The following is a 10,061-nucleotide window of genomic DNA, read 5'->3' on the forward strand; positions in this document are numbered from 1 at the left end:
GACGCCGCTGTGAGGGGGACCTCGGCACGCCTGACGCCTCCGGTCCTCGGCGGCCGGACACGTCAGGAGTCCGTCCGGCTCGGCCTCAAATCCCTCGCAGAGGCGGCACCCGATACGGTCCTGATCCACGACGCCGCCCGCCCGCTCGTCACGCCCGACATCGTCGCCCGCGTGCTCGCCGCGCTCGAGCACCATCCCGGCGCCATCGCCGCCGAGCCCCTTGCCGACACCTTGAAGCGCGACGCTGGCGATGGCCTCATCGGCGCCACCATCGCCCGCGCGGGCCTCTGGAAAGCGCAAACGCCGCAAGGGTTTCACTTGGGCCCGATCCTGGCGGCGCACGCCCGCGCCGCCGAAGCGGGCTTCCACGACGCCACCGACGACGCCGCCATCGCCGAATGGGCCGGCCTCGCGGTCGCGCTCGTCGCGAGTTCGGCGCGCAACTTCAAGATCACCACGCCGGAGGACATGGCCATGGCAGAGGATCTTCTGAGGCCGGCCGCCCCCGCTCTCGAGCCGCGCACCGGCAGCGGCTTCGACGTGCATGCGTTCTGCGCGGGCGACCACGTCTGGCTGGCCGGCGTACGCATTCCCCACGACCGTGGCCTGCTCGGCCACTCCGACGCCGACGCGCCCCTGCATGCCCTGACCGACGCCCTCCTCGGCGCCATCGGCGACGGCGACATCGGCCAGCATTTCCCACCGTCGGATCCGGCCTGGAAAGGCGCCGCCTCGCATCTGTTCGTCGAGGACGCCGCCCGCCGCATCGCCGCCCGCGGTGGCCGCATCACCAACGTCGACCTCACGATCCTCTGCGAGGAGCCCCGCATCGGCCCGCACCGGGGCGCGATGCGTGGCGCTATCGCCGCCATGCTCGGTATCGACGTTGCCCGCGTCGCCGTCAAAGCAACGACCACGGAGCGCCTTGGCTTTACCGGGCGAAAGGAAGGGATCGCGGCGCTCGCGTCCGCGACCGTGCTGCTGCCGTCGTAACGGGCGCCATCTTTTTCCCGCCTCCGGACCGGGCTTGCGTTGACCCTCCCGCCAGAATCGCGGCATCACCAAAAGCAAGCGGTTGTATGATCAAAAAAGCGATTCTCCGGGGGCCTAACCCATGAACCTGATGACCCACACCATCGAGCGTCCTCAGACCGGCGAGACCAGCGGCGCAAACATCGCGGACATCGCCGAGACCACGGCCGCGACCTGTCTCGCGACCCGCGTCCGCCAGCTGTCGCGCATCATCACGCGTCTCTACGACGACGCCATGCGTCCACTCGGCATCACCGCGAGCCAGTACACGCTGCTCGCCCAGCTCGCCTCGCGCGACGGCATCACCGCGGTCGAGATCGGCCACGAGCTCGACATCGAGAAGTCCACGCTCTCCCGCAACCTCAAGCGTCTCCTCGCGCTCGGCATGATCATCATGGATCCGCCGGCCGGCCGCCGCGGGCGTGGCCTGCACCTGACGGCCAAGGGCCAGATCGTGCTCAAGGATGCGTTCCCGGTGTGGCAGGCCGCCCAGGCTCGCTCGGTCGCCACCATGGGCATCGAGACGCGCGCCAAGCTCGACGATCTCCTGCGGCTCGCCGAGAAGATGATCGCCGACTGACGCCACCGGCCGTCCCCGATGCCCGCTTGCCGACGAGGCGCTCCGAAAGGTGCGCCTCGCAGCGTTTCATGGGATAGGTTTCGGGGCATAGGATGCGGACGCACACCGTTTGCCGTGCGTCGGCACAGGAGGTCACGCATGTTCGAAGCGGAGCATCTCTCCGCCGCCGAGCGCCTCGTTTCCGCGATGCGCGCGCGGGAGTGGAGGCTCGCCACCGCGGAAAGCTGCACCGGCGGCCTCATCGCCGCGCTCTTCACCGAGATTGCGGGTGTCTCGGACGTGTTCGAGCGGGGTTTCGTCACCTATTCCAACGCCGCCAAGGTCGGCGTGCTGAACGTCGACCTCGAGACGCTCACCCGCCACGGCGCGGTGAGCGCCGAGGTGGCTCGCGAGATGGCGGCCGGCGCCCGCCGCGCCTCCGCGGCCGACATCGCCGTCTCCGTGACGGGCGTTGCCGGGCCCGGCGGCGGGTCGGTGGAGAAGCCCGTCGGGCTCGTCTACATCGGCCTCGCGGCGCCCGGAGCACCGCCCGAAGCCCGCGCGTTCCGCTTCGGCGACATCGGCCGCTCCGCCGTTCGCCGGCGCACGGTAGCCGAGGCGCTGGCGATGCTGGGCGAAGCCCTCGCCTCCTGAGGCCCGTCGCACCGACGCGGCCACAAATGCGCGCTCCTTGTGGATCTTGCGGGCCGGACCGGCTACGCTCCCACTCCGACAACCTGCGAGGCTTCTCGTGACGCGCCCCTCCCGCTCGCTCCTGCTCGCAGCCGTCATCGCCGTTGCAGCCCCTCTTACGCCGGCCCAAGCTGCGGATCTGACGGCGCGCCAGGTGACGGAGGAGTTGTACGCCGCCAGCCCCTCGGCCCCCCTCGACTTCAGCGGGCGCAATCTTTCCGGCCTCGACCTCGCCGGCCTCGCGTTCAAGCAGGCGCGCCTCGCCAAGGCCAATCTGTTCGGCGCCGATCTCACCGGCGCGGATCTCACCGGCGCCGACCTCAGGGCGGCCAACCTCGACCGCGTCATCGCCATCGGCGCGCGTTTCGATCGCGCAAACCTCGCGGGCGCAAGCCTCCTGCGGCCGACCACGACCACGTCGTTCGAAGGCAACGGGCGGGAGACACCGAGCTTCACCGGCGCCGACCTCACCGGCGCGCATCTTTTCGGTGTCTTCAGCGGCGGGAGCTTCGCCGGGGCGCGGATGGCGGGAGCAACCCTCGCGCCGTTCAACGAAACGGGCTTCATCGAGATGCTCTGGCGCTCGCGGCTCGATTCCGCCGACCTCTCCGCCGCCGACCTCTCGGGCGCGAACCTCAGATACGTCTCGCTGCGCTTCGCCAACCTCAAGGGCGCCAATCTCACGCGGGCGTCGCTGAGGAACGCCGATCTCTCGCATGCCGACCTGACGAACGCCGACTTGAGCGGCGCCGACCTCAGCCTCGCCGACCTGGACGGCGCCAAGCTCGCCGGTGCCAGGGGCCTCGAGAGCGCCACCGGACTGGACAGCACCCGCAACCGCGACAAGACCGTCAACTGAAGCGCGCGCTGTCCTTCGTCGGAGCGTTCAGGCCCCTGCGCGCGAGCCGTAGAGCATCCGCGCCCGCTGCTCGAACGCCTCTGTGTAGCTGCGCACGGCCTTATCGAACGCCGCGCCCACGATCAGTGACAGCATCGTCGAGCGGAACGCGTAATCGATCGCGAAATGCACCTCGCATCCCGCCCCGGCCGGCGCGAACCGCCACTCGCTCTCGAGATGCGTGAACGGCCCGTCGAGATGGCGAACCCGGATGATGCGGGCGGCCTCGTCGAGCGTCACGTGCGTCTTGAACCGCTCGGTGATCGCCTTGTAGCCGACCGTCATCGTCGCGGCGAGCTCCACACCGCGCTCCCCCGCCCGGCGCTCATGAACCGTGAGCCCTTCGCAGAGCGGCAGGAACGCCGGATAGCTCTCGACATCCGCCACGACATCGAACATCTCGCGCGGGGTGAAGGGCACACGGCGGACGGTCTTGAAGCTCGGCAAGGAAGGACCTTACGATTGTGCGGAGAGGGCAGCGTCGCGCGCGGCCCTGAGGCGGCGGAAATCGTCGCCCGCGTGATAGGACGAGCGCGTCATCGGGCTCGCGGCAACCACAAGGAACCCCTTGGACACCGCCACGCGCGCCAGATCCTCGAACTCCTCGGGCGGCACGTAGCGCTTCACCTCGGCGTGCTTGCGCGAGGGCGCCAGGTACTGCCCGATGGTGAGGAAATCCACGTCCGCCGAGCGCAGGTCGTCCATGACCTGCAGCACCTCGTCGCGTGTCTCGCCGAGACCGACCATAAGTCCGGATTTGGTGAACAGCGACGCGTCGAGCTCCTTGGCCTGCTGCAGCAGGCGCAGCGAATGGAAATAGCGCGCGCCGGGACGGATGCGCACGTAGAGTCCCGGCACCGTCTCGAGGTTGTGATTGAGCACGTCGGGCCGCGCCGCGACCACGCGCGCAAGGCTGCCGTCCTTGCGCAGGAAGTCCGGGATCAGAACCTCGATGCTGGTCTCCGGCGCCGCACCGCGCACCGCCCCGATGACGGCCGCGAAATGCGCCGCGCCGCCGTCCTCGAGATCGTCGCGGTCGACCGACGTGATGACCACATGCTCGAGCCCGAGCGCCCCCACGGCGTCCGCAACGCGCCTGGGCTCGTCCGCATCGAGCGGACGCGGCCGCCCCGTCGCCACGTTGCAGAACGCGCACGCTCGCGTGCAGATGTCGCCCATGATCATCATCGTGGCGTGGCGCTTCTGCCAGCACTCGCCGATGTTGGGGCAGCTCGCCTCCTCGCACACCGTCGAAAGCCCGCGGGCGCGCAGGATCGTCCGCGTGGCGAGAAAGCCCTCGGACCCCGGCGCGCGCACGCGGATCCAGTCCGGCTTGCGCGGCATCGGCTGATCCGGACGATGCGCTTTCTCCGGATGACGGGGACGCGAGCGCGTATCGATGACGGTGACCATGGCGCAACCTAAACCAAGCCCTGACGCGCGCCTACTCCCCCCTCAGCGTCCGCCGAGGAAGCGGGCGACGATGACCACCAGCATCGCGCCGACCGTCGAGACGACGATCTGGTTTCCGTAGGGCACGAACGCGTCGAAATCGTAGGGAAGCCTCAGCAGACCCACCGACACCAGGTAACCGCCGACCACAGCGCCGATCAAGCCGACCAGCAGGTTGCGGATCAATCCGCCGCCGCCGAGCAGCAGGCCAGCGAGCCACCCCGCGATCAGGCCGTTGATGACCATGATGATCCAGGCCTGATGGTCGATCGCGGCTTGCACGTAGTCCATGGCGTCGCTCCCCTTGAATGTGCCGGCCCTACGGCGCGCCGGATCAGGATCTTGCAGTTGGCGGTCCCGGAGCGCGGCGGAGGCGAGACGAACTTTCTCTCAGACCCGGCGAGACGGGGCCGGATGCTCCAGCCCGGCGACGCCGGTTGCGCGAACGTCGCCCGGCCTTCCCACTCTCCGGCCCCGGACCGGCAGACCGCAGCAATAGGGTCCAGGTCCGATCCGTCGCGGATCGCCGTCAAACGTGGCAGCGCGCGCCGAGATAGTCGTTGAGGAGGCGGTTGTAGAGATCGGCGTCCGCCTTTTGCTGCGGGCTGAGCTTCTTGCCTGCGGCCTGCGCCTGCACGGATGACGGAACGCCCCGGGCGTCGAGCCTGTTGAGCTGCTGCTTCACGGAGGCACAGCTCTCGCCGCCGGCGAGCGCCCTGCCGGTCGGACCGTCGCCTCCCGATGCACAGCCGCCGGCAAGCACAGCCGTACCGACGGCGCCGAGCAGAGCAAGACGAAACGCGCTGCCGCGCACCTTCGCAGTCATCGTCCGGATGTCTCCTCGAAGCTAATCGACGCAGATACGTTAGATATTCCGCAGGGTTTATTGAACCCCCAGCAGCTCATATCAGGCCATTCGCATGGAAGTGTGGCCATGATGCTGCAGCCTCCGAATGAGTAAAGCGTTCGCGGCCTGCGGGCAAGTCCGGGCCGCCGCCCGCACGGGAGAACGGCCGGAAACGGCCGCCCGCCGCCGCGCCCACCCCGCCTCGGCGATGTTCAGCGTCACGGCTGCTGGACGACCACGGGCGGAGCGATGGCCGCTGCCGTCCGGGGCGCCGTCGCCGACACCACCTGCGCTGAATTGGCGCCCCCCGCCGCCGGCGCCACCTGGGCCTGCGCCGGGCGCGGACCGAACGTCGAGCACTTGGCCTGGAACTCGGCGTTCGCCCTGTCGAGCTCCGCCGCCTGCGCAAGCGAGGTTCGCTTCACCGCGACCGTCGAGGATTTGCCCGTGGAGGCCTTTTCGAGGCGCTCCGTCACGCCCTCGCGGCGCAACGTCTCGATGCGCTGGGCGATCGTGTAGCACGCCGGATCGACTTTCGGCGCGGCGGCGAGCGACGGCGATGTGGAGATGGACTGCGTCGTGAGCGAATCCGAGCCGAAGAGCCCGCCGTCCGACGAGCAGCCGGCGAGCAGTAAAGCGCCGCAACCTGCGAGGATCAAAGATTTCGACGAATGATGCATGGGGTCCCCCGAGACATACCTCACGGCATGGAGTTGCTCCTGTGTCAGTCCGGTCTACGGTCGAGTCCGATCGGGCCACAAGAACACCCCTCCAGAATGCCGTGCATGGGGGCGCGTAACGCGCGGCGAATCAGTGGAAAGCAACGCCTCGTTGCAGAGGCGCCACATCGAAACCGCGGCATCGGCTCCCTCAAGGGGCCGGATACGCCCGCAGACGAAATGCAAAAGCGAATCACCCCCTCTCTGCGGGGGCTCGGGGCCGCGGCGGCTACCCGCCGCGCATCATCGCGCAAACCGCGCGCACGACATGGTCCGCGCTGGGGCGCGCCACTGCTTGCAGCGCCGCCGCATAGGGCATCGGCGCACGCGCCCCCGCGATCCGTACGGGCGCGCATTTGAGCGCGCCGAAACAATCCGCGGCGACGAACGCCAGGATCTCCGCCCCGACGCCGAGGTCGGCCGGGGCCTCCTCCACCGTCACGAGCCGGCCCGTCCGCGCGATGGACGCGGCGATCGCACTCCGATCCAGCGGCGCAACGCACATGAGATCGAGGACCTCGGCCTCTATCCCCTCGTCTGTCAGGCGGAGCGCGGCGTCGAGCGCGATCGTCACCGCGTGTCCGGCGGCCGCGATGGTCACGTCCGCGCCGGGGCGCGCGACGCGCGCCACGCCGAGCCGAACATCGCCGGCCGCAGCCGCTGCCGGCTCGCGCGTCGTATAGAGCAGGTCGTGCTCGAGCACCGCCACCGGCCCGGGATCGCGGATCGCCGCCGACAGGAGCGCACGCGCGGCAGAGGCCGTCGCCGGCTGCGCGACCTTGAGCCCCGGGATCTGCGCCAGCGCGGCGGCAACGCAGCGCGCATCCTCGCCGGAAAGGCCGGGAGAGAAACCGTTGGGCCCGCGGAAGACGATCGGCACCGCAAGCCGCCCGCCGGAGAGATAGAACGTCTGCGCCGCGCTCGTGAGGCTCGCCGCCAGCGTCTCGATCGAACGCCCCCAGGACTCGAGCGCAACCACCGGCTTGAGGCCCGCGAACGCCGCGCCGACCGCCATCCCGAACAGCGCCTCGTCGAGGGCCGGCACCGACACCACGCGCCGCGGGCCGAACGCGTCGGAAAGCCCCTGCGTCACCTTCGGCGCGCCCCGGTTCTGCGCCACGTCGACGCCAATCAGAAACACCGAGCTGTCGGCCTGCATCTCTGCGAGAAGCGCGTCGCGCAGCGCCTCGCGGTAGCTATTGCCCTGTCCGCCGCCCGTGCGCGGTTTTCCGCCGGCGGCCGGCGAACGCAGCGCTTCGCGCTGCTCGAGGTCCAGCGCCGCGAACACCCCCAGCGGCTGCGCGCACGCCTGACCGGCCGCCCCGAGCAGGATCGCGATCGGCGTATTGACCTTCACGCCCTCGGTGCCGGCCGGCACCAGAATGCGCTCCACGTGTCCCGCGTCCTCCGCCTCGATGTCGAAGGTCGCCGTCGGCGTCACCACCTCGACCAGCAGATCACCCGCCGCAACCGACTGGCCTTCCGCCACGTGCCAGCGCGAGATCGTCCCGACCGTCATCGACGGCGTCACCGGCGGCATGAGGAGTTCGCGTCGCATGACCCCTACGCCTCGACGGAAGCCAGAAGATCGCCCGGCTCGGGCGCGGACTCCCCGCGCGCGAACGCCGCCGCGGCGACGACGGTGTCACGAATCTCCTTCTCGAGCGCCTTGAGCGCGCGCTCGCTGAGGCTGCCGGACGCCAGGATGCGCGCCCGCGTTCTCACGACGGGATCCGCATCTTCGATGTGCCGAACCCCCAGCCCACCGGCCTTGGCCGGCATGCCGCCATGCCCGCGGTAGCGATAGGTCAGCATCTCGAGCACCGTCGGCCCGTCACCGCGCCGCGCCCGCTCGATCGCCCGCCGCCCCGCCAGCCGGACGCTCCTGACGTCGATACCGTCGACCTGCTCGCCGGGGATGGCGAACGGGCGCCCGCTTTCCGAGATCGCCGACGGCACGGATCCGAGCACGACGCTCGCCCCCGGCGCCGCGGTATTGTTGTCGACGATGAACACGATCGGCAGCGCCCGGCGCGCCGCCGCCTTGTAGGCTTCGAGAACACGCCCGCGCGCGGCAGCCCCGTCGCCGTAGAATGCAAGCGTTACGGTGTCCTCGTCCCGATAGCGCGCAGCGAACGCAAGGCCCGTCCCCAGCGGCGCGCAGAGGCCGGCGTTGCCATGGCCGCCGTAAAACGCGTGCTCGGGCGCGAACATGCGCGCCGTCCCGCCCTTGCCGTGCGCCAATCCGCTCTTGCGGCCCGTCAGCTCGGCCATCACCTGCCGCGGGTCCACGCCGCGCGCGAGCAGCGCGCCATGGGTCCGATACCCGGTGATCACCGGGTCGGTCGGGCGCGCCTCCATCATCAGGCCGACGATGGACGCCTCCTGCCCGATGCAGAGCGGGCAGGCGCCCTGGATCGCCTGGAGCGCATAGAGCTGCCCGGCCTTCTCCTCGAACCGCCGGATGAGGAGCATGGCGCGATAGGCCGCGATGTCCTCGTCCTGAGAGAACGCTTCGCATTCCGCGCCGCTCGGACCAGGGACGCTACCGGCCATCTTCACTCCTCGTTCCGAAAGGGCGCCTCGCCAAGGCCACACACGGGGGACGTCCCGGCAGCCGTATTTTTTGACGCCATACTACGAAACCTGGACGACGGGACACAGGGAAAACCGGGGCGCGAATGCTGCGCTGCATCAGAGCTGAGGCGATGCGCGCACCGCTGTAGCCGGCCGCCGTGACCGCTTCGCGGCGGCGGCTCGCCCGCGACGGGATAGGGATCCCGGTCCCGAGGGTCAGCCCGGAGGCGTCGCGTCCATGAGGATCCGATCGTGCGGATTGGCGAAGCCCAGCACCTCGCGCGCGATCTCCTCGACGAAATCGGGGTCCGGCAGGTCGGGGCGAAGGAGCGCGACATCGCGCTCGAGCTTGGCGCGCACGGCCTCGAGGCTTTGGATCTCGAACTCGAGCGCGCTTTGACGCTCGAGCAAGGCATCCCGCGCCTCGAGGCCGTGACGGCCCTTGAGCATATGAAAGGCGAAATAGGCTGTTAATCCAAGGCAGAGAAGCAACACCGTCGCCTGCCGCAGCCTGGCTCGCCGATCGTATAGGGATTGACGCAACACGGATGTTCGACGTTACGCGCTATGAGAACCGGGAACAGGAGGACTATAGGACCTGAAGCCTTAAAACGAGGTAAAGTCACGAGACCGCCCGGCGCGCGCCCGGCCCGAAAACTACGGACCGGCGAACCCGTCCGTCGTTGTTACGACACGGCCCGCGCACCCCTGAGGATGCTCTTGCCCGCGTAGCGCGCCACATCGCCGAGCTCGCCCTCGATGCGGATGAGCTGGTTGTATTTTGCGAGCCGGTCCGAGCGGCAGAGCGATCCGGTCTTGATCTGCCCGCAGTTGGTCGCGACCGCGAGGTCGGCGATGGTCGAATCCTCGGTCTCACCCGAGCGATGCGACATCACCGCCGTATAGCCCGCCCGCTGGGCCATGTTCACGGCATCCAGCGTCTCCGAGAGCGTGCCGATCTGGTTGACCTTGACCAGGATCGAGTTGGCGGTCGCCGTCTTGATGCCCTGCGCGAGCCGCTCGGTGTTGGTGACGAACAGATCGTCGCCAACGAGCTGCACGTTCTTGCCGATGGCGTCGGTCAGCGCCTTCCAGCCGGCCCAGTCGTCCTCGGCCATGCCGTCCTCGATGGAGATGATGGGGAAGCGCGCCACGAGGTCTTCGAGGTAGCGGGCCATGCCGGCGCTGTCGAGGCTCTTGCCCTCGCCGGCAAGCTCATACTTGCCGCCCTTGTAGAACTCGGTCGAGGCGCAATCGAGCGCCAGCATCACGTCGTCGCCGGGC

General features: G+C 69.5%; 12 protein-coding genes and 1 pseudogene. 4 read left to right on the plus strand and 9 right to left on the minus strand.

The genetic code is table 11. The annotated features are described in order from the left end of the window. From ispF to V7082_RS03985, 4 genes are all read left to right on the plus strand, one after another. Nucleotides 1-993: 2-C-methyl-D-erythritol 2,4-cyclodiphosphate synthase (gene ispF / locus V7082_RS03970; protein ID WP_334146324.1), on the plus strand; the 993-nt coding region annotated here is incomplete at its 5' end. A gap of 121 nt (nucleotides 994-1,114) precedes the next feature. Next, the gene (locus V7082_RS03975) at nucleotides 1,115-1,612 is read left to right on the plus strand and encodes a MarR family winged helix-turn-helix transcriptional regulator (protein WP_334146325.1); all 498 of its coding nucleotides are present in this window, start codon (nucleotides 1,115-1,117) and stop codon (nucleotides 1,610-1,612) included. A gap of 138 nt (nucleotides 1,613-1,750) precedes the next feature. Continuing rightward, the gene (locus V7082_RS03980) at nucleotides 1,751-2,245 is read left to right on the plus strand and encodes a CinA family protein (protein WP_334146326.1); all 495 of its coding nucleotides are present in this window, start codon (nucleotides 1,751-1,753) and stop codon (nucleotides 2,243-2,245) included. Between the two features lie 97 nt (nucleotides 2,246-2,342). Then, entirely contained in the window at nucleotides 2,343-3,143 is an 801-nt protein-coding gene (locus tag V7082_RS03985; RefSeq protein ID WP_334146327.1) for a pentapeptide repeat-containing protein, read from the plus strand. Between the two features lie 27 nt (nucleotides 3,144-3,170). Here V7082_RS03985 and V7082_RS03990 read toward each other — a convergent pair whose 3' ends face one another. From V7082_RS03990 to eno, 9 genes and pseudogenes are all read right to left on the minus strand, one after another. After that, the gene (locus V7082_RS03990; RefSeq protein ID WP_334146328.1) at nucleotides 3,171-3,629 is read right to left on the minus strand and encodes a type II toxin-antitoxin system RatA family toxin; all 459 of its coding nucleotides are present in this window, start codon (nucleotides 3,627-3,629) and stop codon (nucleotides 3,171-3,173) included. A gap of 9 nt (nucleotides 3,630-3,638) precedes the next feature. Next, on the minus strand, nucleotides 3,639-4,595 hold the full coding sequence (gene lipA / locus V7082_RS03995; RefSeq protein ID WP_334146329.1) for a lipoyl synthase: 957 nt from the start codon (nucleotides 4,593-4,595) through the stop codon (nucleotides 3,639-3,641). A 42-nt stretch (nucleotides 4,596-4,637) separates the two neighbouring features. Beyond that, complete coding sequence (locus tag V7082_RS04000; protein ID WP_334146330.1) at nucleotides 4,638-4,925, minus strand: GlsB/YeaQ/YmgE family stress response membrane protein; 288 nt, start codon at nucleotides 4,923-4,925, stop codon at nucleotides 4,638-4,640. 238 nt (nucleotides 4,926-5,163) lie between these two features. Further along, a complete protein-coding gene (locus V7082_RS04005) occupies nucleotides 5,164-5,460 on the minus strand; it encodes a hypothetical protein (RefSeq protein WP_334146331.1) in 297 nt (98 codons plus the stop codon). A gap of 239 nt (nucleotides 5,461-5,699) precedes the next feature. Beyond that, entirely contained in the window at nucleotides 5,700-6,161 is a 462-nt protein-coding gene (locus V7082_RS04010; RefSeq protein ID WP_334146332.1) for a hypothetical protein, read from the minus strand. 268 nt (nucleotides 6,162-6,429) lie between these two features. Beyond that, entirely contained in the window at nucleotides 6,430-7,758 is a 1,329-nt protein-coding gene (locus V7082_RS04015) for a transketolase C-terminal domain-containing protein (RefSeq protein ID WP_334146333.1), read from the minus strand. A 5-nt stretch (nucleotides 7,759-7,763) separates the two neighbouring features. Then, the gene (locus V7082_RS04020; protein ID WP_334146334.1) at nucleotides 7,764-8,756 is read right to left on the minus strand and encodes a thiamine pyrophosphate-dependent enzyme; all 993 of its coding nucleotides are present in this window, start codon (nucleotides 8,754-8,756) and stop codon (nucleotides 7,764-7,766) included. 237 nt (nucleotides 8,757-8,993) lie between these two features. Next, a complete protein-coding gene (locus V7082_RS04025; protein ID WP_334146335.1) occupies nucleotides 8,994-9,272 on the minus strand; it encodes an FtsB family cell division protein in 279 nt (92 codons plus the stop codon). A 191-nt stretch (nucleotides 9,273-9,463) separates the two neighbouring features. Next, a pseudogene (gene eno / locus V7082_RS04030) lies at nucleotides 9,464-10,061 on the minus strand (phosphopyruvate hydratase); the annotation flags it as partial.

The sequence above is a fragment of the Hyphomicrobium sp. genome (genome assembly GCF_036833075.1).
In the GTDB taxonomy this organism is placed as follows: domain Bacteria; phylum Pseudomonadota; class Alphaproteobacteria; order Rhizobiales; family Hyphomicrobiaceae; genus Hyphomicrobium_C.

What these genes read in the sequence shown, in the direction of transcription:
- V7082_RS03975 (WP_334146325.1), top strand. Translation starts at nt 1,115, where the DNA reads ATGAACCTGATGACCCACACCATCGAGCGTCCTCAGACCGGCGAGACC.
- V7082_RS03980 (WP_334146326.1), top strand. Translation starts at nt 1,751, where the DNA reads ATGTTCGAAGCGGAGCATCTCTCCGCCGCCGAGCGCCTCGTTTCCGCG.
- lipA (WP_334146329.1), bottom strand. Translation starts at nt 4,595, where the DNA reads ATGGTCACCGTCATCGATACGCGCTCGCGTCCCCGTCATCCGGAGAAA.
- V7082_RS04000 (WP_334146330.1), bottom strand. Translation starts at nt 4,925, where the DNA reads ATGGACTACGTGCAAGCCGCGATCGACCATCAGGCCTGGATCATCATG.
- V7082_RS04005 (WP_334146331.1), bottom strand. Translation starts at nt 5,460, where the DNA reads ATGACTGCGAAGGTGCGCGGCAGCGCGTTTCGTCTTGCTCTGCTCGGC.
- V7082_RS04010 (WP_334146332.1), bottom strand. Translation starts at nt 6,161, where the DNA reads ATGCATCATTCGTCGAAATCTTTGATCCTCGCAGGTTGCGGCGCTTTA.
- V7082_RS04015 (WP_334146333.1), bottom strand. Translation starts at nt 7,758, where the DNA reads ATGCGACGCGAACTCCTCATGCCGCCGGTGACGCCGTCGATGACGGTC.
- V7082_RS04020 (WP_334146334.1), bottom strand. Translation starts at nt 8,756, where the DNA reads ATGGCCGGTAGCGTCCCTGGTCCGAGCGGCGCGGAATGCGAAGCGTTC.